Here is a 23,645-nt window from a genome sequence, read left to right on the forward strand (position 1 = left end):
CAAGGTTGTCCGCATTGGATTCCGGATCCCGGCCTTGATGGCGGTGGTCGCTCTTCTCTTCCTTGGCGTCACGGTTCTGTCTGTCTTTTGGAATCAGCGCAGCGTTGGGTTTCTCAACGACCTGAGCGGCCGCGATCTGCGGGTGCGCGCGTCGATGACCGCGCTGTACAATGACATGGACACGGTCAATTCGCGTGTTCTGGGGGTGATGGCCTCCATCTACTCCTCCCCCGGATCGGCGGACCGCGTTGCTCAGGCGCTGGATGGGGTGCAACGCAACTGGACTGACTTGCTGGCTTTGATCCCCGAGTCCGAGCGTGGAACTGCCACCAAGGCGGCCGCGCAGGCCATGGACGCGTTTCCGGCCTTCACCAGCAAGATCACCCAGGCTTTGAAGGCGTCCACTCCGCTGGGCGGCCATTACGATGTGTGGTTGGACCTCTCCCCGCCGTTGCGAAAAGCGGTGCTGGAGGTGTCCAAGCAGCTGGATCAGCGCGTGAACGTGCGCGTGTCGGAGGATTTGGCGCTTGGCGAATTGATCAGCCAAGCGTCACTGGCGGCCATCATCATCGGCTTGTTGGTGCTGGGGGCGGTCACGCGCAGCCTGGTCTTTGGCGTCGCGCGGCCAATCACCCGGATGACGGCGGTGATGGGGGATTTGGCGCAGGGCCATCTCCACACCGACATTCCCTACGCCGACCGCAGCGACGAGATCAGCGGGATGGCCCGTGCGCTCCAGGTGTTCCGCGACAACGGGTTGGAGCGTCAGCGCTTGCAGGCCAGCCGTGACGCCGAGCAGCAGCAACAGATTCAACGGGCGGCACGGATCGAGGAGTTGATCTCCCGTTTCGACCGCAGCGCCACCGAAACGCTGCACACCGTCGCCTCGGCGGCGTCGGAGCTTGACGCCACGGCGCGCGACATGACGACCACCGCCGAAAGCACATCGGGGCGGGCGGCCAACGCCACCGGCATTGTTTCCGGTGCCACCAACAACGTCCAGGCGGTGGCGGCGGCGACCGAAGAGCTGTCTTCGTCGATTCAGGAGATCGGGCGGCGGGCGGTCCAGTCCAGCGCCATCGCCGATCGCGCCGTGGCCGAGGCCGGTCGAACCAACGAAACCGTGCGCAGCCTGTCGGAGGCCGCAACCCGCATCGGCGAGGTGGTCCAGTTGATTGGCGAGATCGCCAGCCAAACCAATCTGCTGGCGCTCAACGCCACCATCGAGGCGGCCCGTGCGGGCGAAGCTGGCAAGGGTTTTGCCGTGGTCGCCAGCGAGGTCAAGGGGTTGGCCACCCAGACGGCCCGTGCGACCGATGACATTTCGACCCAGATCGGCGAGATGCAGAAGGTGACGGGAAACGCGGTGCGGGCGATCCAGGAGATCACCGGCATCATCGGCGAACTGCACGGCATCGCCCAGGACATGACCGACTCGGTCAATCAGCAAATGGCGGCGACGACCGAAATCTCGCGCAACGTGCAGGCGGCGGCCGTGGGCATGGGCGACGTCAGCCAGACGGTGGGCGGCGTCAGCGAGGCCGCAGGGCAGACCGGCGCGGCGGCAACCCAGGTTCTTGGCGCGGCCGGGGAATTGTCCCACCACGCCGAACGCCTGCGTCACGAGGTCGTGTCGTTCTTCCAGGGAATTCGCTCGGCCTGATCGGACGCGCGTCCTGTCCTGCCGCTGGGCTTGTCCAGCCGCAGGCGGCCCCCCCCCAAAGCCATCCATCAAAGAAAAGCCCCGCTCCGACAAACCGGAGCGGGGCTTTGTCACATCAGCGCTGGGGCGTGGATCACGCCTTCAGGATGCCGCGACCGGCGAAGCGGGCGGCGACGCCCAGCTGCTCTTCGATGCGGATGAGCTGGTTGTACTTGGCCAGACGATCCGAACGGCTGAGCGAGCCGGTCTTGATCTGGCCGCAGTTGGTGGCGACCGCCAGATCGGCGATGGTGCTGTCTTCGGTTTCGCCCGAACGGTGCGACAGGACGGCGGTGTAACCGGCCTTGTGCGCCATATCGACGGCTTCCAGCGTTTCCGACAGGGTGCCGATCTGGTTGACCTTGACCAGGATCGAGTTCGCCGTGCCCTGCTTGATGCCCTGGGCCAGACGGGCCGGGTTGGTGACGAACAGATCGTCGCCGACCAACTGCACCTTCTTGCCGATGGACTCGGTCAGGGCCTTCCAGCCCTCCCAATCGTCTTCGGACATGCCGTCTTCGATCGAGATGATCGGGTAGCGGCCGACCAGATCGGTCCAGTAGGACACCATCTGATCGGGCGACAGCGACTTGCCTTCACCGGCCAGCTCATACTTGCCGTTCTTGAAGAACTCGGTCGAGGCGGCGTCGAGCGCCAGCATGACGTCGTCGCCCGGCTTGTAACCGGCGGCCTCGATGGCCTTCATGACGAAGCCCAGCGCCTCGTCGGTCGAGCCGAGGTTGGGGGCGAAGCCGCCCTCGTCGCCGACGTTGGTGTTATGACCGGCGTCCTTCAGCTTCTTCTTCAGCGAATGGAAGATTTCAGCGCCCATGCGGATGGCGTCGGCGCAGCTTTCCGCGCCCACCGGCATGATCATGAATTCCTGGATGTCGATGGGGTTGTCGGCGTGCGCGCCGCCGTTGATGATGTTCATCATCGGCACCGGCAGCAGGGTGGAGAACGCCCCGCCGACATAGCGGTACAGCGGCAGACCGGCGTCTTCCGCCGCCGCCTTGGCCACGGCCAGCGACACGCCCAGGATGGCGTTGGCACCCAGGCGGCTCTTGTTGGCGGTCCCGTCCACCTCGATCATGGCGAGGTCGATGGCGCGCTGGTCGGCGGCGTCCAGACCGGCGAGCGCGTCGTACAGCTCGCCGTTCACGGCCTCCACGGCCTTCTGCACGCCCTTGCCGCCGTAACGGCCCTTGTCGCCGTCGCGCAGCTCAACCGCCTCATGCGCGCCGGTGGAGGCACCCGAGGGAACCGCCGCGCGGCCAAACGCGCCGCTTTCCAGGGACACGTCGACTTCGACGGTCGGGTTGCCACGGCTGTCCAGAATCTCGCGGGCGTGAATCTCGGTGATGACGCTCATGGTCGATCGATCCTTCCAGAAGGCGGCCACACGGGGGTCCCGCTGGCCGCGTTTTTTGGGGCGCGGGGGCTTGATAGCCCCGGTGCGGCGACGATGCAAGGTCTGGTTCGGTGACGTTTGGGAGACAGTTGCACCCTATGCGCCATGGTGTGGCGCGGGTGGTCCATCCCGCCTCAACCGTCCGCGTCAGACGAAGTCTTCGATCAGGGTGGCGAAGGCGTCGGGCCGTTCGGCGTGCAGCCAATGGCCGGCCCCCTCCATCATCGCGATGGTGGCGGTGGGGAAACGCTGGCGGATCGCCGCGTGATGCTCCGGCCGGATGTAGTCCGACGCGGTCCCGCCGATGAACAGGGACGGGCCGTCGTAACGCGCCTCGCCCAGATCGGGATAGCCAATCAGGTCGGCCATCGACGCGCCGATGGCCTCCAGATTGACCCGCCAGGAGAACACGCCGTTTTCCAGCGCCAGATTCTGCATCAGGAAGGAGCGCAGCGGGGCTTCCGGCACGGCGTCCACCAGCTGGGCCTCCACCTCCTGCCGTCGGGTGCAGCCGGTCAGCTTGGCGGCCTTCATGGCGGCGACGTAGGGGGCGTGGGTGTGGCGGTAGGGCACCGGCGCGATGTCCACCACCGCCAGACGGGCGACGCGGTCGGGGTGGCGCAGGGCCAGCGTCATCGCCGTTTTGCCGCCCATCGAATGGCCGACCACGTTGGCCCGCGCAAAGCCACGGTCGTCGAGGAAGCGCAGCACGTCGTCGGCCATGTCCGGGTAGCTCATGCGGTCGGCCCAGGGCGAACCGCCATGGTTGCGCAGATCGAGCGCGTAGACCCGGCGGGTTTCGGCGAAGCGCCGGGCCAGGGTCTGCCAGTTGCGGGCCGAGCCGAACAGGCCGTGCAGCACCAGAAGCGGGGTGCCGCCGTTGGCTTCACCGGCTTCCAGATAGGTCAAGGGCAGGGGATTCGGCATCGCATTCATCCGTGACGCTGGACGGGACAGGGCGGCGATCCTATGACGATTGCGCGCGGCTCGCCAGACCAAGGGGCGGCGGGCAGGGCTGGAATTCGCAGGGGGCAGGGCCGCATCGTGTTTCGTCACATTCTTTCGGTCGGTGGTCTGACGCTGGCCAGCCGGGTTCTGGGCTTCGCCCGCGACGTGCTGACCGCCGCGCTGCTGGGGGCGGGGCCGGTTGCCGACGCCTTTTTCGTCGCCTTCCGCCTGCCCAACCATTTCCGCGCGCTGTTCGCCGAGGGAGCCTTCAACTCCGCCTTCGTGCCGCTGTTTTCCGGCAAGCTGGTGCAGGAGGGGCGCGACGCCGCCAAGCGCTTCGCCGAAGAGGTGATGGCCCTGCTGCTGGCGGTGCAACTGGTGTTCGTGCTGGGCATCATGGCGATCATGCCGCAATTCATGACCGTCTTCGCCCCCGGCTTTTCCGACGAGCCGGAGAAGTTCCGGCTGGCCGTGCTGTTCACCAGCATCACCTTTCCCTATCTGCTCTTCATCGCCCTGGTGTCGCTCTATGGCGGTGTGCTGAACAGCCTGAGCCGTTTCGGCGCGGCGGCGGCGGCCCCGATCCTGCTGAATCTGTGCCTGATCGTTGCGCTGGTTCTGGCGACACCGCTGATGCCGTCGGCCGGACACGCGCTGTCCTGGGGCGTGTTGGCGGCGGGGATCGCGCAGTTTGTCTATCTGGCCTGGGACGCGAACCGGGTCGGCATGGCGCTGCGTCTGGTCCGCCCGCGTTTGAGCGCCGACGTGAAACGCTTCCTCACCGTGCTGGGACCGGCGGCGCTGGGGGCCGGGCTGACGCAAATCAGCCTGTTCGCCGACACGCTGATCGCCTCGGCCCTGCCCACCGGGGCGGTGTCCTATCTCTATTACGCCGACCGGCTCAATCAACTGCCGCTGGGCGTGATCGGCATCGCCGTCGGCACCGTTCTGCTGCCGGAAATGTCCAAGCGCATCAAGGCGGGGGATGAAGTTGGGGCGGTGGACAGCCAAAACCGCGCCATCGAGTTTTCCCTGCTGCTGACGCTGCCCGCCGCTGTGGCCTTCCTGGTCGCCGGTCTGCCCATCGTCGCCGTGCTGTTCCAGCGCGGGGCCTTTGGCGTCAGCGACGCGGCGGCGTCGGCGGCGACCTTGCAGGCCTATGCCGTGGGGTTGCCCGCCTTCGTCGTCATCCGCAGTCTGGTCAACGGCTTCTACGCCCGCCAGGACACCCGCACGCCGGTGCGCGTGGCGCTGGTGGCGGTGGCGGTGAATGTGCTGCTGAAACTCGCCCTCATGGGGCCGCTGGCGCAGGTCGGCTTGGCGGTGGCGACCTCCGTGTCGGCCTGGGTCAACGCCGGGCTGCTGGCGTGGCTGCTGACCCGGCGCGGGTTGTTCCGCGCCGACGACCGGCTGCGCCGCAACCTGCCGCGCGTGGCCATCGCCGCCGGGGCGATGGGGGCGGTGCTGTGGCTGGTGCAGGACCGGCTGTCGCCGTGGCTGACCGCCGTTGGCCTGATCGAGCGTTTGGCGGGGCTGCTCCTGCTCTGTCTGGCCGGTGCGCTGGCCTATGGGCTGGCGGCGGTGGCGCTGGGGCTGGTGCGGCGATCCGACCTGTCCCGCCTGCGCCGCCGCCGCTCGTAGGACGCGGGCCGATCAGCCCGCGTTCATCAGCGGGCGGGCCGGGTCGGCGGTCCATTCGGACATCGACCCGTCATAGAGCCGCACGCCCGCGATGCCCGCGATTTCGCTCAACGCGAACCAAGAGACGCTGGCGAGGTGGCCGGTGTTGCAGAAGGTGATCGGGGCGGGATTGAGCGGCAACCCGGCTTGCGCGGCCAGCGTGGCCACCGTGTCGGCGTTGACGAAGCGGCGTTCGCTGGCGGAGTAGAACGCCCCTTGGTCGATGTGACGCGCACCGGGCAGAGTACCGGCGGCGCGGGCTTGCGGGCTTTTGCCGCGTCCGGCGAATTGCTCGGCCGACCGGGCGTCGTGCAGCGGGGTGGTTCCGGCGGCGATGGCGGTTTCGACCTCCGGCAGGGTGGCGCGCAGATCGCTGCGCGGGGTGGCGGCGAAGGGAACGGCCGGACGGGTGGCGGCGGTCGCATCGACCGGGTGGCCATCGGCGACCCACGCGGCGAAACCGCCATCGATCACCGACACGGCGTCGTGCCCCATCATCTTGAAGGTCCAATAGGCGCGCGTCGCGTTGCCCATGTCGGCGGCGGTGGCCCCGGCGGCGATCAGCACGACATGGTCGGCGTTGCCGATGCCCAGGCCGCCGATCAAGCGCTCCAGCGCCGCCGGTTCCGGCAGCAGGCCGGGGGCTGCGCCAACCGTCGTGCGCCAGCCAGCTGTTGCGTAATCGGAATGAACCGATCCCGGAATGAAACCGCCGTTGGGCGGGGTGCGCAGATCCAGCAGGACCAGATGGGGGGTGTTCAGGCGCTCACGCACCCAGCCGGTGGAGACGAGTGGGCGGCGGATAGGGTCGGTCATCGCGGTGAACCTGATTGTCCTGTGGCTGGAAAAGATTTGTTGCTTGATCGAAACGAAACTGGAATTCCGATGTGACGGAGCGGGGACGGGCGTTGAGAGTCCGTTTTCTCACGATCACCCCATCAGTGTGTGGGAAGCGCCCCGCCGCCGCAAGACCGATGGCGCGTTGCCCCGCGCGCGGCATCGGGTGTAGAATCAACGGCGAACGTCGCGCGCGACCCACCACGCGACCCACGCGGCAAAGGAGCAACCGGCATGGCGAACATCGACGATCTTCTGGGCGCACCCGATCCCAGCGACGGTGATCCCTCCACCTACGCCATTGGCGACGCGCCGGTGGAGATCAAGGTGGTGATCGGCACCGCCATGCTGCGCGTGCGCGATTTGCTGAAGCTGGGCCGTGGTGCCGTGGTGGAGTTGGACCGCGAGTTGAAGGACCCGACCGACATTTATGTGGAAGGGGTGCTGGTGGCCCGTGGCGAGGTGGCGATCATCGACGATAAGATCGGCGTCACCCTGACCGACTTCATCAAGTCGAGCCGCGAGTGGAAGCGCTGACGCGATAAAGCGTGCGCCGCCGCGCAAAGGGCGTTAGAAGAAACCGGGATTCCAAGGACCTGCCGGACCGTCCGGCCGATCCACAGCGTGAACGTCGAAGAGCGGAACGATGTCGTACATCCAGGGTGAAACGGGCGAATGGGAAATCGTGATCGGGCTTGAGGTTCATGCCCAGGTGATTTCCAACGCGAAGCTGTTTTCCGGTTCGGCCACCGATTTCGGTGCGGCCCCGAACAGCCAGGTCAGCTTCGTCGACGCCGCGTTTCCCGGCATGCTGCCGGTCATCAACGAACGCTGCATCGAACAGGCGGTGCGCACCGGCCTGGGGCTGAAGGCGCAGATCAACCTGCATTCGGTGTTTGACCGGAAGAATTATTTCTACGCCGACCTGCCGCAGGGCTACCAGATCAGCCAATTCCTCCAGCCTATCGTCGGCAAGGGCGAGATCGTTCTGGATCTGCCGGACGGGACCAGCCGCACCGTCGGCATCACCCGCCTGCATCTGGAACAGGACGCGGGCAAGTCGCTGCACGACCAGCACCCGGCCAAGACCTACATCGACCTCAACCGCTCCGGCGTGGCGTTGATGGAAATCGTGTCGGAACCCGACATGCGGACCTCGGAAGAGGCCGGGGCTTACTTGCGCAAGCTGCGCTCCATCCTGCGCTATCTCGGCACCTGCGACGGCAACATGGAGGAAGGCTCCATGCGCTGCGACGTCAACGTGTCGGTGCGCAAGCCGGGCGATGCCTTTGGCACACGCTGCGAGATCAAGAACGTCAACTCCATCCGCTTCGTCATGGCCGCCATCGAGTATGAGGCGCGCCGTCAGATCGAGGTGATCGAGGAAGGCGGGACGATCAAGCAGGAAACCCGCCTGTGGGACACGACGAAGTTCGTCACCCGCTCCATGCGCTCCAAGGAAGAGGCGCACGACTACCGCTATTTCCCCGATCCCGATCTGCTGCCGCTGGAACTGGACGCCGATTGGGTCGAGGCGATCAAGCAGACCCTGCCGGAACTGCCCGACGACAAGAAGGCCCGCTTCATCGAGGATTACAAGCTGTCGGTCTATGACGCCGGTGTGCTGGTGTCCGAGCGGGCCAAGGCCGATTATTTCGAGACGGTGGCCAAGGGCCGCGATCCCAAGCTGGCCTCCAACTGGGTCACGGGCGAGCTGTTTGGCTATCTGAACAAGGCGGGCAAGGAGATTGAGGACAGCCCGGTCAGCGCCGAGAATCTCGGTGGCCTGATCGACCTGATCGCCGACAACACCATCTCCGGCCGAATCGCCAAGGAGGTGTTCGACACGATGTTCGAAACCGGCGAAAAGGCCGCCGCCATTGTGGAAAAGAAGGGGCTGCGCCAAGTCACCGACACCAGCGCCATCGAATCGGCGATCGACGCGGTGATGACCGCCAACGCCGACAAGGTGGCGGAGTTCCGGGGCGGCAAGGACAAGCTGTTCGGATTCTTCGTTGGGCAGGTGATGAAGGCGACGCAGGGCAAGGCCAACCCGGCCATGGTCAACGACATTCTGACCGCCAAGCTCAAAGGCTGATGCGCCATAGGGCGATCATCAGAGGTTGATGAACCAGGAAGCCTCCCTCGCCAAGAGGGAGGCTTTTTTTGTGCCGTGTGTGCCCACCTGCGGTGACACCGGACTTGGAATCTCGGTGTGGGTGCGGCCACTATCAAAACCATGGAGGGTCCATGGTGAGCGAAACCGTCATCGTTGCGTTGCTGGTCGGGCTGGCCGCTGCCACTGGGTTGCTGGTCGGTTTGCGGTTGGGCTGGCGTCGCGCGATCGAAGCCGGGAAAACGGATGCCACCATGGCCACCGATCACCATGATGTGGGTGAGCGGTTGGAAATGGCGCTGGACGCCACCGGGGCCGCTGCCTGGGACGCTGATCTTGTGAACAACAGTTGCTGGTGGTCCGACACCTTCCCACGCATGTTGGGATTTCAGGACATTCCGGCGATGCCCCCCGATTTTTGGGAAACCCGCCTTCACCCTGAGGATCGAGACCGCGTTCTGGCGCAGATCGCGTCGCATCTGGCCGGTGAAAGCACCAGCTACGTCTATGAATACCGGCTGCGCCACGAGCATGGTGGCTGGGTGTGGATCGCGGCGCGGGGACGGGCCACCTGCGATTCGACCGGACGTCCGGTGCGCTACGCCGGAATCATGACCGACATCACCGAAGCGCGCCGACAGGAGGAGCGTCTTCGCGCCAGTGAAGAACGCCTTCTGAAGATCATGGAAACGGCACCCATCGCCCTGAACGTCACCACCCGCGATGGCCGGTGGTTGTTCTGCAACGCGCAGTCGAGTCGGCTGATGGGGCGTCCGCGTGGGGAGTTGATGAACACCCATGTGCCCGACCTCTACGCCGATCCCGCCGATCGGTTGGCCTTGCTGGAGCGTCTTGCGCAGGAGGGGCCGTTCCGCGACGCCGAGATCCGGTTCCGCAAACCCGATGGAACCGTCGTCTGGGCCTTGTCCTCCTGGAGCGTCATTGAATTTGATGGTGTGCTGGCGCTGCTGACCTGGCTGTACGACATCACCGACCGCAAGGCCGCCGAATCGGCGTTGATCCGCGCCCGCGAGGAGGCTGAACAGGCGCTCGCCGATCTGCGCGAAGCGCAGGAAAGCTTGATCCAGGCGGAAACCATGGCGTCCCTGGGGCAGTTGGTCGCCGGGGTCGCCCACGAGATCAACACCCCCATCGGCATCGGCCTGACCGCCGCCAGTCACATCGGCGAGCAGGCCGACCGTTTGCGCGATCTGTTCGGGCAGGGACAGTTGCGCAAATCGGAGTTTGTCGAGTTTCTGGGTGAATTGTCAGAGAGCGCACGGCTGTTGGTGAGCAACATCGACCGCGCGGCGGCGTTGGTGCAGAGCTTCAAGCAGGTTGCGGTCGATCAATCGTCGGGTGAGCGGCGTGTGTTCGAGTTGGGCGGCTATGTGTCGGAAGTGCTGTTTTCTCTGCGCCCCCGGCTGAAGCGCACCCACCTGACGGTCGAGATCGACTGCGCCGAGGGGATCATGCTGGACAGCTATCCCGGCGCGCTCAGTCAGGTCCTGACCAATCTGGTCATCAACGCCATCATCCACGCGTATGGCGATGGAGGAACCGGGACCATTCGCATCACGGCTTGTCTGGAGCCTGCGGATCGGGTGCGCTTGGATTTCGCGGACGACGGTGTCGGCATCGCGCCAGAGCATCTGCCCAAGGTGTTCGAGCCGTTTTTCACGACCAAGCGCGGGCAAGGCGGTTCCGGGCTTGGGCTGCACATCGTGTTCAACACAGTCACGGGGTTGTTGGGCGGAACGGTATCGGTTCAGTCCCAACCAGGGCAGGGCACCTGCTTTGTCATTCGCCTGCCGCGCGAAGCGCCCGTCGCCGCTTCGGCTCTCGTGTCCGACGCGGCGATGGGATGAGCGGTTCTGCGAAAGGCGTCCGTCGAGCCAATGATCAAGCCGCGTGCAACTCGTGCAGTTGCAGGTGCTTGGGGCGACGGCCCCGACGTTTGGGGGCGGCGAAGGCGGTCATGCTGCCGTTCTCGCCACGCAATTCCGCCGTCAACTCCTGAACGCAGCGCATCAGCAGCTCTTTTTCGCGCAGATCCTCGCGATCGGTGATTTCCAGGCAACTGAGTTTGATTTCCACCAGATCGATCAGCGTTTCGGCGCAACGGCGAGACAGGGTCATGATGGCGTCCTCCGCAGGGGGTGAGGGCTTCACCCGGATGGTTTGCTGCTCATGAGGTGATCCTACAGCCATTCCGTTAAAAGGTAATTAAAATTTTATGCAAATTTATCACGCTTTCTTATTTGGTGCGATCGTGCAAGTTTCTGCGTTCAAAGCGTTGACAAGGGGGGCGCGGATCGTTAGAAACACGCCCACGCCAGCGGCACCGCAAGATGCCGGTTTGGACGGAGGGGTGGCCGAGTGGCTGAAGGCAACGGTTTGCTAAACCGTCATACGGGTTAAACCGTATCGTGGGTTCGAATCCCATCCCCTCCGCCACGTTGCTCAGCAATAGCCGTCGTTTCAAACAGAAACACGCTCTGAGCGTTCATAGGAATACACAGGCTTTGTGGCGCTGTGTCCTATATAAATATGCATTCTGATAAATCATCTTTCGCACAATTAGAACCTCCAGCGAATCCGCTGGGGGTTGTCTTTATGCGTTACAGGATGCGAGCGATCCATTTGCGGGGTTCAACACCGTCGGGTTGCCCTGGATCAGTCCGAGAGCAAGCGGCTTACCATGGCTCCAGGGCAACATTCGATCAGTCTTCAACAGGCTCCACATCCACGCTGACGCTCAGGCCGTGACCGGCCCCGCCGACCAGGATGCCACGCGCCGGGCTGACGTCGTCGTAATCGCGACCCCAGGCTATGGTGATGAAATCGCGGTTGGCCACGCAGGCGTTGGTCGGGCACACATCCAACCACCCCGCCGCCCCGCACCAGACCGAGGCCCAGGCGTGGCTGACATCCGCTCCGACCAGCCGCTCACGCCCCGGCGGGGGGAGGGTGCGCAGATAGCCGGAGACGTAGCGGGCGGGCAGGCCAACGGCGCGGAAACAGCCGATGATGACGTGGGCAAAGTCCTGGCACACGCCGCGCCGGTTGCGCATCACCTCGGCAATCGGGGTGGCGACCGTGGTGGCGGTGGGATCAAAGGCGAATTCGCGGTTGATCCGGGTCATCAGGTCGATGGCGGCAACAGCCACCGGACGGCCCGGCGTGAAGGAGACGCGGGCATAGTCCAACAGCGTTGGGCTGGATGCGATCAGTGCGCTGTCGAAGCAATATTGCGTGATCTCCGCCCCATCATCCGGCCCGGACAGAGCGCGCAGGCCGTCGCGCACCAGTTCCCACGGCGCGGTGGCCGTCGGATCCAGAGGCGGTCTGTCGAACACCTCCACCTCGCTTTCGGCAATGACGGTGAAGCTGCGATGCGGCTCCTGCACCGCCACATAGGTGACGGTGTTGCCGAAATAATCCACGCGGTCGCTGCGCACGGCGGGCACCGGCTCCACCGTCAATTGGCTGCGGCGGACATGCTGGCGCGGGTGCGGGCGCGCGGTCAGATGCAGCAGGTGGTGGGACACCGGCACATCCTCGCCGTAATCATAGGCCGTGGCGTGGCGCACGCGGTAGCGCAGCGACTCCGGCGTGGCGGAGGCCAACGGAGTCGGCGAGTCGGCGTTGGTGTCAGGCTGATCGGGCAAAGGCATGGCTGAAATACGCGTGTGCGAGGAAATTGGACACGTCGGGCAGGGTCATCGCCAGGGTGTCGAGCGTGGTGTGCAGCGCCTCGCTGGTGCGCAGGGACGCGCTCTTGCGCAGAACGCTGCGCCCGGCGGCAACAATGGCGAGCGCGCCGCCGGTCGGGTCGCTGGTGCTGCCGGCACCCAGATTGGGCAGGGCGGAGATGTGGCGCTCCAGCGCGGCCAATTGGAAGGCCAGCGCGCGCGGGTTGGTCTCGTCCGCCAACAGCAGTTCCAACACCGGGGTGCGCTGGACGCTGGTGAGATAACGCGACCGGTAGGTCATGACGCTCTCCCCCAGCTCCAGCAGAACCGACAGCGTGGCGGATTGAACCGACTCGTCCTGCCGGTCCAGTTCGGCGATGCGGACACCGCGCATGATCCAGACGATGTGCAGCGCCCGTTCGATCCGGCGGCCGACGTCCAGGAAGCGCCAGCCCGGCCCGCGCGTCATGCTTTCCTGTTCCAACCCGGCAATGGCCGCAAGGCTGGTCATCAGATCATCCATGCGCAGCAGCAGGGCGGCGGCGTCCAGCCGTTGCTTGGGCGGCAGGCTCTGGCGGTCGATGGTGGACACCACACGCCACATGTCCATCGACAGGCGGTCGCGCACCGAATAGGCGCTGCGGTGCAGACGGACCACCTGGGACCGCAGGCTGTTGGGATGGTCGGGATCGACCACGGCGGAATAGAGAGCGTCCCGCAGACCGCGCCCACCGTTCGCGTCGACCCGCGCCATGTCCTGCGGGATCATCCCCGCAGCGGCCAGCAAATGGAGCAGGCAGCGCAACTGTGCCGAGGCCCCCGGCGTGTTGCCGTCGGTCAGTCGGCTCTGGGTGGCACGCAGCAACCGCACCGCTCCTTCCGAGCGTTCGGCGTAGCGGCCCAGCCAGAACAGCCCGTCGGCCACCCGGCTTGGCAGATCGTTGGCGGCCGGGCGGGCCACCACCGGTGTCGGTTCGGTCGCCAACGCCGCGCGCGGTTGGGAGGGGGCGACCTCCGACCGGCGGGCCGACAACACCCAGGTGTCCTTGCTGCCGCCGCCGCGCTGCATCGACACCACCAGACGGCCCGGTTCGCTGGACACGCGGGTCAGGCCGCCGGGCAGCACGGTGTAACCGCCGCTGGGCGTGGCGCACAGGAAAACGCGCAGCACCAGGGGGCGCGGTTGCAGCTTGCCATCCTGCCAGACCGGGGCGGTGGACAGCGCCATCTGTTCCTGCGCCACATAATACCAGGGGCGGCGCTTGATCTTTTCGACCAGCGTCGTGCGTTCCGCCGAGGACAGCGACGCGCCGAAAATCGGCTCGAACCCCAAGGCCGGGAAGGCGGGCTTGATGACCAGACCGGGCAGATGGTCGATGACATAGGCCCGCTCGGCGTCGTTGCCGCACCACCAGCTTGCCACGCTGGGCAGGCGCAGCTCCTCGCCCAGCAGATGGCGGCACAAGGTGGGGAGCGACGATTTCATCGCCATGGATTCCATCAGGCCGGAACCCATCGCGTTGGCCATCACCACATTGCCCGCGCGCACCGCCTCGATCAAACCGGCCACACCGAGCGAGCTGTCGGAGCGCAACTCCAGCGGATCGGCGAAATCGGCGTCGAGCCGCCGCAGGATCACATCGACCCGCTCCAACCCCGACAGGGTCTTCAGGAACACCTGACGGTCGCGCACCGTCAGATCCGCCCCCTCCACCAGCGTGATGCCAAGGTAGCGGGCGATGTAGACATGTTCGAAATAGGTTTCGTTGTAGGGGCCGGGCGTCAGCAGCACCACGCGCGGGCGTTCCTGACGCGGGCTGAGCGACAGCAGGGTTTCCTTGAAGGTGTCAAAGAAGGGGGCCAGCCGCTCCACCTGGCAATGACGGAAGCTGTCTGGCAGCACTTTCGCCATCACCGCGCGGTTTTCCAGCGCGTAGCCGCTGCCGCTGGGGGCCTGCGTCCGGTCCGACAGCACCCACCACCGGCCATCGGGCGCGCGGGCCAGATCGGCGGCGTAGTAATGCAGATGCACGTCGTTCGGCACGCGGATGCCGTGGACGGCGCGCCGGAATCCCGGATCGGCGTGGATCACGGCGGGCGGCAAACGGCCGTAGCGGGTCAGCGTTTGCGGCCCGTAGAGGTCGGTCAGAATGGCGTTGAGCAGGGACGCGCGCTGTATCAGCCCGGATTCGATGGCCTTCCATTCGTGGGCGGGCAGCAGCAGGGGCATCATGTCGAGCGGCCAGGGCCGCTCCATCCCGTTCGGGTCGCCGTAAATGTTGTAGGTGACGCCGTTCTGGTGCAGCAGCCGCCGCGCCTCTTCCCACCGCACCGCCATCTGTTCGGCGTCCAGCGGGCCCAGCGTGCTCATGAAATTTTGCCAGTGCGGGCGCAAGCGGCCCTGGCCCGTCACCATCTCGTCATAGACATGACCGGAGCCATAGCCGATGGCGTCGGCCTCACCGAACAGGGATCCCTGAGCGAACGGCACCGGTTGCGTCCCCATCAAGGGGGACTGGGTCGATGCGGCGGGGGGCTGATCGGGCTGGGACAAGGTCTTATGAGGTGTGTTGCCTAGGAACAGAGCAACACTGTGAACGTCCCCGCCCCGCGATGCAAGGTTGGCGACACCAAAAGCTGCGAATGCGCACGTGATCTCCGACCAAAAATGATCGTGCCGCAAACAAACAGGGGGTGCGCCCGGCATCGGCGCACCCCCTGTTTCACCCCACGGAAAAAGACCGGTTACAAGGTCTTCAGATATTCCAGAAGCTGCCAACGCTGGCTGTCGGTCAGCGTGGCCCCATACTCGTGACCGGTGTTGCGGTTGCCCGGCTTGCTGGTGTCGAACACAAAGTTGTTGTCCGCCGCGCGGGTGTCCACGCCCACCTTGACCGGATCGATGCCGATGGTCCCCATCTTGAAGGTCGGCGACCGTTCGGCCACCGGCAGCATCAGTTCATAGAGATTCGGCACCGAACCGTTGTGCATGTAGGGCGCGGTCGCCCACACGCCATCGAGCGGACGGGCCTTGTAGGCCAGCAGCGTCTTGATGGTGGTGGCGAGGCTCTCCGCCGCCTTCGCCGTCGCCTCGGCCTTGCTGGTCGAGGTGGTGTCGGCCTCCTTGGCGGTGGCCACCGTCTTGGCGGCCCCGCTCAGGATGGTGGCGAGCTTCTTGTGATCCTCGGTGGCCGGGGCACCGGCCGTGACCAGCGGCTTGGTGCTCAGTGTCTTCTTGCTGCCGCTGGCGGCCTTCTTGTCCGACCATGTGTTCGACGCCCAGGGGGCCGGAGCGTCGTCGCCCAGCAGCAGGTCGCCGATCAGTTCGGGGTTCTTGGCGATGTCGCCGAGTACGGCACCGATGACCGCGTTCGACAGCAGGGTCGCGGCCAGATCGGGGTTCTTCAGCGGGGTCCCGCCCAGCAGCTTCGGCGGCATTGCGACTCCGGCGATGGCCCCGGTGTCGGATTGGCGGCACAGCGCGTCCACCGCCATCTTGGGATCGGCGGCGTAATTCACCGTGATCATCTTGGCCGCGACCGCCGCGTCCACGCCCTTGGCGCAGATCATGCCAAAGGCGGCGAGGACCGCGCTGGGGTCATCCGGCTTGGCCCAATTGAACAGCGGGACCATGGTGATCGGCGCGGTGGTGTAGGTCATGTCGCGCGGCAGCACCGCGTGGCAGCTCTCGCAATTCTGCTTGTAGAGATCCTGGCCGGCCGCCGCCTTCACGATGTCGATGTTGCCCGCGATGCTGTCCGGCCACACCGGCGAGCGCAGCTTGCGAAGCTGGTTTTCCATCGCCACCAGATTCTGACCGCGCACCGTCGAATCGTAATAGTAATGGCCGCTGTCCTTGGGCGGCTTCAGCGCGATCTTGCCGAACACGCCCAGCACCTCGCCCGCGTTGCGGCCCAGCGCTTCGAACGAATTCTTGTTGTCGAGCAGGCCGTTCCACTGAACCTTGGGTTGGTGCGGCGCGTCCCACAGATAGGGGTAGCTGACCGGGGCGTTGGGCGCGCGGTTGTTCTTGGGGATGTTGAGGTCGATCACCGACACGCGGTTGAAGATCATGCCGAACGCGTCGGTGCGCATCGGCCCCCACGGGGTGTCGGGCGTGCTTTGCGCCACAAAGGTCGCAAAGGATTTGTCGAACGCCTTCAACTGGTTGTAGAGGGCGATCTTCTTGGTGTCGATGGCGGTGGGGCCAAGCACCTTGGCGGCGAACGCCTCGAACGCGGCGTTGTCGGTGACGGTGGTGTGCACCGCCACGCTCAGACCGCTGATGAAGCCATAGAGGTCGCCGGTGGTGACGGCACCATCCACCCGCAGGGTCTTGCCGTTCACCCGCACATCGCCGGTGTGGCAGGCCGCGCAGGTCATGCCGATCCATTCGGTCTTGTCCGGATCGGTGTCCTTGACGAAGCCGAGCGGCAGCAGGTCCGGGTTCCACTTGCTGGGGCTGCCCGCCGTGTAGCCGTAACGCGGAACGCTTTTGACGAAGGGTTCCTTGGTCTGCGGATCCTGCAAGGCCATGAACCAGTCATAGCGCATGATCTGCGAGCCTTGCGTGGTGTTGTAATACCACTGGCGCGCGTCCTGCGTCCAATTCTGGTCCAGATACCAGACGCCATCGATTTGCGTCGGCGGCTTCACCGGGACCGGGCGCGGCGGTTGCGGCTGCTCCGCGCAGGCGCTGACCAGCAGGCTGCCCAGCGCGGCGGCGGCGAGAAGTTTGGCTTTCATCCCTGTTGTTTCCCCCAAGCAGGTTGATGGCGTGTCGCCTTCCAGGCTTGAGGGTAGGATTGATAATCGCGATGCGCGTAGTTCTAATGTGGATTTGATCGCAAAAAGACGCGTTTTCATACAAGGGCAGGGGATAGGCATGACCTTCCGGCTTGCTTTCTCCCGCCTCGGTGGATGGTTGTTGGCACGCGTAGGGGCCAGCAAGGCCACCCACGCGCGACTCACCCCCGTGACGTTCCTCAGCCCCGGCGCAGATCCAGGGTCATCGGGAATTGCGGGTTGCGCTCCTCCTGCGGCGTGTCCATCGGTCCCGGCGTGTGGCCAAAGGGGAAGAAGCGGGCCAGACGCCGCCCTTCCGCCTCGTTGGCGTTGACCGGGAAGGTTTCGTAATTGCGCCCGCCCGGATGCATGACGTGATAGGTGCAGCCGCCGATCGACCGGCCCGCCCAACTGTCGACGATGTCAAAGACAAGCGGGGTGTGAACCGGAATGGTCGGGTGCAGGCAGGACGGCGGTTGCCAGGCCCGGTAACGGACACCGCCGACGAACTCGCCCTCGGTCCCGGTCGGGATCAGGGGCACGCGGCGGCCGTTGCAGGTGATGGCGTAACGGGCGTCGATCAGGCCGCTGACGCGCACCTGCACCCGCTCCACCGAACTGTCGACATAGCGGACGGTCCCGCCGCCGCCCGGCTCCTCGCCCAGGACGTGCCAGGGTTCCAGCGCCATGCGCAGTTCCAGGCTGATCCCGCGCTGGTTGACCTGCCCATAGACCGGGAAGCGGAAGTTGAGATGCGGGGCGAACCAGGAATCCTGGAACGGATAGCCATGGTCGCGCAAATCCTGCAACACGTCGGCCAAATCCTGCTGCACGAAATGGGGCAGCATGAAACGGTCGTGCAGTTCATTGCCCCAGCGCACCAGCCGCCCCTTGTAGGGCGTCTTCCAGAAACGCGCGACCAGCGCCCGCATCAGAAGCTGTTGCGTCAGGCTCATTTCCGCGTGCGGCGGCATTTCAAAGGCGCGGAACTCCACCAGGCCCAGACGCCCGGTGGAGCTGTCGGGCGAATAGAGCTTGTCGATGCAGAATTCGGCGCGGTGGGTGTTGCCCTGCACGTCCACCAACAGGTTGCGCAGGATGCGGTCGATCATCCAGGGCGGGCATTGGCCGTAGGTGCCAAGCTGCTGGTCGATCTGGTTGAAGGCGATCTCCAGCTCGTAAAGCTGGTCGTCGCGCGCCTCGTCCACGCGCGGGGCTTGGCTGGTCGGGCCGATGAACATGCCCGAGAAGACATAGGACAGCGCCGGGTGGTTCTGCCAATAGGTGATGAGGCTGCGCAGCAGATCCGGGCGGCGCAGGAAGGGGCTGTCCGCCGCCGTTGCCCCGCCCATCACCACATGGTTGCCGCCGCCGGTCCCGGAATGGCGGCCGTCGATCATGAATTTTTCGGCACACAGGCGCGATTGCCGAGCGTCTTCGTACAGATCGATGGTGTTGCGGACCAGCTCATCCCAGCTGTGGGCCGGGTGGATGTTCACCTCGATCACGCCCGGATCGGGGGTGACGGCCAGCGAGTTGAGACGCGGATCCTTCGGCGGCTGGTAGCCTTCGATCACCACCGGCATATCGAGTTCGACGGCGGTCGCCTCGATCTCCGCCAGCATGGCGATGTAGTCTTCCAGCGTGCTCATCGGCGGCATGAACAGGTGCAGGCGGCCGTTGCGCGCCTCGCAAGTCAGCGCGGTGCGGACAACCCACCAAGCCGATTTCCCTTCTTCCGGAATGTCGGCGCGGACCTCGGCCATCACGCGCTGGCGCTGCGCCTCGCGGGCTTCGCCGTGCACACCCCGGTTGGAGTCGCGCGGGGCGCGGCGGCTGTCCTGGCTGCGCTGGAGCGGGTGCGGGGGCAGGGGATCCCGCGCCTCGAACGGGTCGGTTTCCCAGGCATAGGGATAATCGCTCTTCGACACCCAGGGCAGGGACCCCAGCGGCAGACGGTAGCCGACCGGGCTGTCGCCGGGGATCAGCACCAGCTTTTCCTGACGCAGCGGCCAGGTGCTGGACAGCCACACCGGCCCTTTCTGGGTCATGCGACGGTTGATCGGCATGGCGAAGCCGACCGGCTCGTTCAGGCCCTTGGTGAAGACACGGGCCAGACGCGCCCGCTCCTCCTTGTCGTCCAGCTTGCTTTCCAGCGGATCGACGTTGACCGGCAGCTTGGCTTCCTTGCTCAGGTAGTACCAGGAATCCTCATAGGCGGCGAGCACGACCGTGGGATCGACGCCCAACCGCTTGGCCAGCGTCACCAGGAACACGCCCGCGTCCTGCGCGGTGTGACCGTAATCGACGTTCTCGCGCGCCAGCAGGTCGGTGTTGGCCCACAGCGCTTCGCCGTCGCGCCGCCAATAGACGGTCATCGCCCAGCGCGGCAGCGATTCGCCCGGATACCATTTGCCCTGGCCGAAATGCAGCAGGCCGCCGGGGGCAAAGCGGTTCATCATGCGGTGGACCAGATCGGCGGCCAGACGGCGCTTGTTCGGGCCGACGGCTGCGGTGTTCCACTCCGCCCCCTCCATGTCGTCGATCGACACGAAGGTCGGTTCGCCGCCCATGGTCAGGCGGACGTCGCCCGCCTTCAAATCCTCGTCCACACGGTGGCCGAGGGCTTCGATGGTTGACCATTGTTGCGGGGTGTAGGGTTTGGTGACGCGCGGCGCTTCGTAAATCCGCGTCACCGACATTTCGTGATCGAATTCCACCTCCGCCTCATCGACAAGGCCGGAGATGGGGGCGGCGGATGACGCGTCGGGCGTGCAGGCAAGCGGGATGTGGCCTTCGCCCGCCAGCAGGCCGGAGGTGGGATCCAGCCCGACCCAACCGGCACCGGGCAGGAAGACTTCGGTCCAGGCGTGCAGGTCGGTGAAGTCGGTTTCGGTTCCCGATGGCCCGTCCAACGCCTTCTGGTCGGCGGTGAGCTGGATGAGGTAGCCGGAGACAAACCGCGCGGCCAAGCCCATATGGCGGAGAATCTGGACCAGCAGCCACGCCGAATCGCGACAGGAGCCGGTGCGCTTGGTCAGCGTTTCCTCGCAGGTCTGAATCCCCGGTTCCATCCGGATGACGTAACCGATGTCCTGCTGAAGCCGTTGGTTGACCGCGATGATGAAATCAATCGTCGCGGCCTTTTCGCGCGGGATGCTGGCGATGTAGGCCGCCAGCGCCGGTTCGACCGGTTCGGTTTCCAGATAGGGGCGCAACTCCTTCTTCAACCAATCTTCGTATTCGAAGGGGAAGAAGGTCGCCTTTTCCTCCAAAAAGAAATCGAACGGGTTGATCGAGGCGATTTCCGCGACCAGATCAACCTCGACGATGAATTCGCGGGTCTTTTCCGGGAAGACGAAGCGGGCCTGATAGTTGGATTGCGGATCCTGCTGCCAGTTCAGGAAATGCTGTTTGGGCGTGACCCGCAACGAGTAGCTGAGAATGGGCGTCCGACAATGCGGCGCGGGGCGGAGGCGAACGATCTGTGGACCGAGAGAGACCAGCCGGTCGTAACGGTAAATGGTCTTGTGGTTCAACGCGACGTGGATCGCCATGTGTACCCCACCTCATGCCTGTTCAAATGTCTTGTGCGTTGGTTCATCCAGCGCTTCGTTCATCACGGTATCATTGAACTTTCCACGCCAACAGGGGGCGCGCGGACGGACCTTACCGCAGTTGCGAAAAAGTCACGATCTTGCGCGACCACAGGGCTGCGCCTTTCATCCGTTCGCGATCATCAGTATATAGAAGGGTGAGCGGGCAAACTGTTGATGACGGGGTGACTTGGGCGATGGTGTCGTTGGCGGCCTCCTCCTTCGATGGCGGGTCCCCATCCGCTGGCGGGATGGGCGGGCCGGGTCGTGGCGTCGTCACAGGGAAATATTTCAATTTCAAACCCTTGCCACCGACCAACGACATTCTGGGAAACCCCTTGGTGGTTCCCGATCTGCCCACCAACAAACTGCCCAAGGAGACGTTCGGCAGCCGGATGAAGCGGTTTCTGGCCCGCTTCAGCCTTGGCAGCCAATCGGCGGACACCCGGTTGCGCTGGAAGCTCTACGACATGATCCAGGCGACGATGGCCTCTCTGTCGCCTTCAGCGACAATTGCGGCGGACAAGCGTGCGCCCGCCAAGCGCAAAAACCTGTCGATTCCGATCATCGTTGTCCGTCACCCTTATCACCTGCGCCATGTGTTTGACATGCTGCCGCAAATTCCCGACACGCTGAAGATTGAACAGCGTTATCTGGAACTGTTGATGAACAAGGCGCTGAAGCGCTACGCCGAACAAATGGGTTTGGTCAAAGGCAGCCCCTTTTCCTTTGAACATGAGGCGCGAGAGTATTTTTTTGCAGGCTTCAAAATGGAAAAGGCCATCAAGAAGCTCAACACGCCGGACGAAAAATTTGCAGCACTCCAAGCCATCTACACCAGTTATTTTCATGGACGGAATTATTATCTGTTCGCGCTGATACGCCGTGAGAAATTGGATCCGGACAGCAAGTTGTTCATGCTGTTTGCCCGAGCGGTCTATTTCATGGCGCGCATCGACTGGAACGGTGAACTTCTGGACAAACCCAGCCCGCGTTCAATGCCCAATCGGGAAACCATGATGTTCTTCGTTGAACGTGACAAGTCGGTCGTGGCGCGCTATCGCAGCGATCAGGATTTTCAGCGCCAGGTCAAAGCGGTGCTGGAAGCGTTTCCGGCGTCGTAAGGGGGACTTGCCGATGCGGCCCATTTGGTTTGGCGCGGTTGGGGTGGTTCTGGGGATTGGTTGGGTGTCCGGGTCTGCCGCTGCGTCCACGACCTGCGCGTCTGCGGACAGCCCAGCGTCGCAGTTGATCTGCCGGGACGACGCGCTGTCCCAGGCGGCGGCGGCGGTGGATGGCGCGCTGGCCGCGCTGGGTGAAACCACCGACGCCCACGGTCGCCTGGCCATCGAGGCGCAGCAGACGCTTTGGCAATCCCGCCGCAACGACATCTGTCCGGTGTCGGCGGCTGATCTCGACGACCCTGTGGCGGCGAAGGCCAAGGCGGAATGCGTGCTGCACAGCCTTGTCGAGCGCGCCGCCGAGATCGAGGCGCAACGGGCGGCGCGCGCGAGACCGGTGACGGGCACCCCGCTGACCATCACCGACGCGACCGCCCCGCGCATTGTGGCTGCGTCCCAACGCCCCGTCGCCTTGACCCGCCCGGTGTCGGTGAATGTTCTGGTCGGGCGCTGGGCCAAGGCCGATCCGATCAACCGCACGCCCATCGATGATTGCCGCAACTCCTATTTCGAAGTCACGCGGGAACAGGCGGTCGCTCTTATTGACCCGCGCGTTCCGGGCCTTCCCATCGAAGGTCGTTTGGCGGCAACCACGGAGTTCAGCCAAGGCGTGCAAATGGTGGGTTCCAACGGTCAGACCAAGGCCTTTCTGCGCTTGGACGCGGCGGAGACACCGCGCCTGGATCGTTTGACGATTCGCCTCGACCCGCCGTCCAGTTTTGCCGCGACCTTTGTCCGGTGCCGGTGATCGGCACCCGTCCGGTCAGAAGGACGACAGGCGGAACCGCAAGGTGCCGCTCACCCGCTCGCCGGGAGCAAGCGCGATCACCCCGGCATCGTCCACATCGGGGCGGTTGAGCGCGTTGGTCATGTGACTGACCGGTTCCAGACACAGATAGTTCTCGCCCGCCGGAGCGTAGACGATCACATGCCCGAAGGGGCCATCGGCCAGCAGAGTGACGGTGGTCCCCGCTGTCGGTCCGCTGGTCCACTGGATCGCGGCGTGTCCATCCCAGCCGGTGAACCCATGATCCAGAACCACCGAATCCTCCAGGATCAGACCATCGGGAAAAGAGAGGGACGGTGGCAGAGGGTGATGGGCGTGAGGGAGCATTGCGCTGTCGTTGTCCCACACACCGCCCACCCTCATCGTGATCCGGGTTCCGGGTGGTTTGGGGAAATAGGGGTGCAGACCGAAGCCGGCGGGCATGGTCTCATCGGACTCATTGAGCAGTTCCAGCCGGATCGACAAGCCGTCATCCTCCAGCGCGATGGTCTGGTGGGCGCTGTACCGCCATGGCCACGCATCGGCGCTGTGATGCAGAGCCAACCGCAAGGCCCGGGTGCTGCGGTCTTCCACCGTCCAGCCACGGGTCCAGCCATGGCCGTGTATGGCGTGTAAAAAACCCGGATCATGTGGAAGCGTCACCGCACGCCCTTGGAAGGTGAAACGACCGGCGGCGATGCGGTTGGAAAAGGGAACCAGCGGAAAGCAACCGCAGTCGGTGGGTGACACGGCGCGCGTCGGATCGGCCGGGCGGAGCAGGTCAACCGGGCCTTGCGCACCGATTCGCGACCAGGACAACAGGGAACCGCCGCAGCCAGGAGCGAGGCGGCAGGTCTGATCGTTGTGCTGCAACGCAACAACATTATCCATAGGGATCATAAGACTCTCCGCATCGGCTGCTCCTGAT

General features: G+C 64.9%; 16 protein-coding genes and 1 tRNA gene. 8 read left to right on the forward strand and 9 right to left on the reverse strand.

Annotated features, from left to right (window positions below):
- Nucleotides 1-37: 37 nt before the first annotated feature.
- Nucleotides 38-1,663, forward strand: coding sequence for a methyl-accepting chemotaxis protein (locus EJ903_RS08975; protein ID WP_158627907.1), 1,626 nt, complete (start codon nucleotides 38-40; stop codon nucleotides 1,661-1,663).
- Nucleotides 1,664-1,796: 133 nt separating this feature from the next.
- On the opposite strand, the gene eno is transcribed toward EJ903_RS08975, so the two are convergent.
- Nucleotides 1,797-3,074 carry a phosphopyruvate hydratase gene (gene eno, locus EJ903_RS08980; protein ID WP_126614282.1) on the reverse strand — a complete coding sequence of 426 codons (1,278 nt, stop codon included), beginning with the start codon at nucleotides 3,072-3,074 and terminating at the stop codon, nucleotides 1,797-1,799.
- Between the two features lie 186 nt (nucleotides 3,075-3,260).
- A complete protein-coding gene (locus tag EJ903_RS08985; RefSeq protein ID WP_126614284.1) occupies nucleotides 3,261-4,040 on the reverse strand; it encodes an alpha/beta fold hydrolase in 780 nt (259 codons plus the stop codon).
- Between the two features lie 117 nt (nucleotides 4,041-4,157).
- On the opposite strand from EJ903_RS08985, the gene murJ reads away from it, so the two are divergent.
- Nucleotides 4,158-5,702 (forward strand): murein biosynthesis integral membrane protein MurJ, encoded by a 1,545-nt coding sequence (gene murJ, locus EJ903_RS08990; RefSeq protein WP_174237271.1) that lies wholly within the window; start codon nucleotides 4,158-4,160, stop codon nucleotides 5,700-5,702.
- A gap of 12 nt (nucleotides 5,703-5,714) precedes the next feature.
- Here the strand turns inward: murJ and EJ903_RS08995 are convergent, their stop codons facing one another.
- The gene (locus EJ903_RS08995) at nucleotides 5,715-6,557 is read right to left on the reverse strand and encodes a sulfurtransferase (RefSeq protein WP_126614288.1); all 843 of its coding nucleotides are present in this window, start codon (nucleotides 6,555-6,557) and stop codon (nucleotides 5,715-5,717) included.
- Nucleotides 6,558-6,812: 255 nt separating this feature from the next.
- On the opposite strand from EJ903_RS08995, the gene fliN reads away from it, so the two are divergent.
- The 3 genes from fliN (at nucleotide 6,813) to EJ903_RS09010 (ending at nucleotide 10,562) form a co-directional block, all read left to right on the forward strand.
- Nucleotides 6,813-7,115 (forward strand): flagellar motor switch protein FliN, encoded by a 303-nt coding sequence (gene fliN / locus EJ903_RS09000; protein ID WP_126614290.1) that lies wholly within the window; start codon nucleotides 6,813-6,815, stop codon nucleotides 7,113-7,115.
- Between the two features lie 109 nt (nucleotides 7,116-7,224).
- A complete protein-coding gene (gatB, locus tag EJ903_RS09005; protein ID WP_126614292.1) occupies nucleotides 7,225-8,676 on the forward strand; it encodes an Asp-tRNA(Asn)/Glu-tRNA(Gln) amidotransferase subunit GatB in 1,452 nt (483 codons plus the stop codon).
- Between the two features lie 152 nt (nucleotides 8,677-8,828).
- Nucleotides 8,829-10,562, forward strand: coding sequence for a PAS domain-containing sensor histidine kinase (locus EJ903_RS09010; RefSeq protein ID WP_126614294.1), 1,734 nt, complete (start codon nucleotides 8,829-8,831; stop codon nucleotides 10,560-10,562).
- 34 nt (nucleotides 10,563-10,596) lie between these two features.
- Here the strand turns inward: EJ903_RS09010 and EJ903_RS09015 are convergent, their stop codons facing one another.
- Nucleotides 10,597-10,833: a hypothetical protein gene (locus tag EJ903_RS09015; protein WP_126614296.1), complete on the reverse strand. Its 237-nt coding sequence runs from the start codon at nucleotides 10,831-10,833 to the stop codon at nucleotides 10,597-10,599.
- A gap of 226 nt (nucleotides 10,834-11,059) precedes the next feature.
- On the opposite strand from EJ903_RS09015, the gene EJ903_RS09020 reads away from it, so the two are divergent.
- Nucleotides 11,060-11,151 (forward strand) — tRNA-Ser (locus EJ903_RS09020).
- Nucleotides 11,152-11,417: 266 nt separating this feature from the next.
- On the opposite strand, the gene EJ903_RS09025 is transcribed toward EJ903_RS09020, so the two are convergent.
- The 4 genes from EJ903_RS09025 to EJ903_RS09040 form a co-directional block, all read right to left on the reverse strand.
- Nucleotides 11,418-12,371, reverse strand: a complete 954-nt coding sequence (locus tag EJ903_RS09025; RefSeq protein ID WP_126614298.1) for a transglutaminase family protein — start codon at nucleotides 12,369-12,371, stop codon at nucleotides 11,418-11,420.
- Complete coding sequence (locus tag EJ903_RS09030) at nucleotides 12,349-14,880, reverse strand: circularly permuted type 2 ATP-grasp protein (protein WP_246015369.1); 2,532 nt, start codon at nucleotides 14,878-14,880, stop codon at nucleotides 12,349-12,351. The genes EJ903_RS09025 and EJ903_RS09030 overlap by 23 nt, the downstream gene beginning before the upstream one ends.
- 254 nt (nucleotides 14,881-15,134) lie before the next feature.
- On the reverse strand, nucleotides 15,135-17,135 hold the full coding sequence (locus EJ903_RS09035) for a di-heme-cytochrome C peroxidase (RefSeq protein WP_126614302.1): 2,001 nt from the start codon (nucleotides 17,133-17,135) through the stop codon (nucleotides 15,135-15,137).
- Nucleotides 17,136-17,374: 239 nt separating this feature from the next.
- Nucleotides 17,375-20,731 carry a transglutaminase family protein gene (locus EJ903_RS09040; RefSeq protein ID WP_126614304.1) on the reverse strand — a complete coding sequence of 1,119 codons (3,357 nt, stop codon included), beginning with the start codon at nucleotides 20,729-20,731 and terminating at the stop codon, nucleotides 17,375-17,377.
- Nucleotides 20,732-20,967: 236 nt separating this feature from the next.
- Here EJ903_RS09040 and EJ903_RS09045 point away from each other — a divergent pair, with 236 nt between their 5' ends.
- Nucleotides 20,968-21,894, forward strand: a complete 927-nt coding sequence (locus EJ903_RS09045) for a hypothetical protein (protein ID WP_246015371.1) — start codon at nucleotides 20,968-20,970, stop codon at nucleotides 21,892-21,894.
- 13 nt (nucleotides 21,895-21,907) lie between these two features.
- Nucleotides 21,908-22,699 (forward strand): hypothetical protein, encoded by a 792-nt coding sequence (locus tag EJ903_RS09050; RefSeq protein ID WP_126614306.1) that lies wholly within the window; start codon nucleotides 21,908-21,910, stop codon nucleotides 22,697-22,699.
- A 15-nt stretch (nucleotides 22,700-22,714) separates the two neighbouring features.
- Here EJ903_RS09050 and EJ903_RS09055 read toward each other — a convergent pair whose 3' ends face one another.
- Nucleotides 22,715-23,608, reverse strand: coding sequence for an aldose 1-epimerase (locus EJ903_RS09055; RefSeq protein WP_246015373.1), 894 nt, complete (start codon nucleotides 23,606-23,608; stop codon nucleotides 22,715-22,717).
- Between the last annotated feature and the right edge of the window lie 37 nt (nucleotides 23,609-23,645).

The sequence above is a fragment of the Azospirillum griseum genome, from assembly GCF_003966125.1.
Lineage (GTDB): Bacteria > Pseudomonadota > Alphaproteobacteria > Azospirillales > Azospirillaceae > Azospirillum > Azospirillum griseum.

Excerpts from the sequence above, each read along its gene's own strand:
- EJ903_RS08975 (WP_158627907.1), top strand. The coding sequence starts at position 38 with ATGGCGGTGGTCGCTCTTCTCTTCCTTGGCGTCACGGTTCTGTCTGTC.
- eno (WP_126614282.1), bottom strand. The coding sequence starts at position 3,074 with ATGAGCGTCATCACCGAGATTCACGCCCGCGAGATTCTGGACAGCCGT.
- EJ903_RS08985 (WP_126614284.1), bottom strand. The coding sequence starts at position 4,040 with ATGCCGAATCCCCTGCCCTTGACCTATCTGGAAGCCGGTGAAGCCAAC.
- EJ903_RS08995 (WP_126614288.1), bottom strand. The coding sequence starts at position 6,557 with ATGACCGACCCTATCCGCCGCCCACTCGTCTCCACCGGCTGGGTGCGT.
- fliN (WP_126614290.1), top strand. The coding sequence starts at position 6,813 with ATGGCGAACATCGACGATCTTCTGGGCGCACCCGATCCCAGCGACGGT.
- gatB (WP_126614292.1), top strand. The coding sequence starts at position 7,225 with ATGTCGTACATCCAGGGTGAAACGGGCGAATGGGAAATCGTGATCGGG.
- EJ903_RS09010 (WP_126614294.1), top strand. The coding sequence starts at position 8,829 with ATGGTGAGCGAAACCGTCATCGTTGCGTTGCTGGTCGGGCTGGCCGCT.
- EJ903_RS09015 (WP_126614296.1), bottom strand. The coding sequence starts at position 10,833 with ATGACCCTGTCTCGCCGTTGCGCCGAAACGCTGATCGATCTGGTGGAA.
- EJ903_RS09025 (WP_126614298.1), bottom strand. The coding sequence starts at position 12,371 with ATGCCTTTGCCCGATCAGCCTGACACCAACGCCGACTCGCCGACTCCG.
- EJ903_RS09035 (WP_126614302.1), bottom strand. The coding sequence starts at position 17,135 with ATGAAAGCCAAACTTCTCGCCGCCGCCGCGCTGGGCAGCCTGCTGGTC.
- EJ903_RS09040 (WP_126614304.1), bottom strand. The coding sequence starts at position 20,731 with ATGGCGATCCACGTCGCGTTGAACCACAAGACCATTTACCGTTACGAC.
- EJ903_RS09045 (WP_246015371.1), top strand. The coding sequence starts at position 20,968 with ATGGTGTCGTTGGCGGCCTCCTCCTTCGATGGCGGGTCCCCATCCGCT.
- EJ903_RS09050 (WP_126614306.1), top strand. The coding sequence starts at position 21,908 with ATGCGGCCCATTTGGTTTGGCGCGGTTGGGGTGGTTCTGGGGATTGGT.
- EJ903_RS09055 (WP_246015373.1), bottom strand. The coding sequence starts at position 23,608 with ATGGATAATGTTGTTGCGTTGCAGCACAACGATCAGACCTGCCGCCTC.